1 protein-coding gene is annotated in these 439 nt (G+C 44.6%); it reads right to left on the reverse strand.

Features of this window, described 5'->3' with window-relative positions; translation table 11 throughout:
- The coding region (locus M3226_RS31660) for a molybdopterin-dependent oxidoreductase (protein ID WP_251573439.1) at positions 1 to 439 on the reverse strand (439 nt) is incomplete at both ends.

The raw sequence follows: 439 nt of genomic DNA on the forward strand, positions 1-439 counted from the left end.
GTGGCGTGCTACCATTTGTCAGCATTTGGCTTGGGCGTTTTGGATCTTGAAAACGGGTAAGTCCCCGCTCTTTAAGCGGATTAATCACAATGATTTTGCCACCGCGCTCAGCGACATTTGCCAATGTTTCTAGCATACGTGGGTGATTGGTACCTGGATTATGCCCAAAACTCCACACGCTGTCACAATGCTCAAAGTCATCCATTATGATGGTTGCTTTACCTAAGCCGATACTATCTTTTAACCCCACACTGCTTGCTTCATGGCACATATTGGAGAAATCTGGCATATTGTTCGTGCCATAGCATTTGGTAAATAACTGATACAAAAACGACGCTTCATTACTGGCTCGACCAGAGGTATAAAAGACAGCTTCATTCGGGTCATCCAATCGATTGAGATGACTGGCAATCAACTGATAAGCAGCTTCCCATTCGAT

Source organism: Neobacillus cucumis (assembly GCF_023715505.1).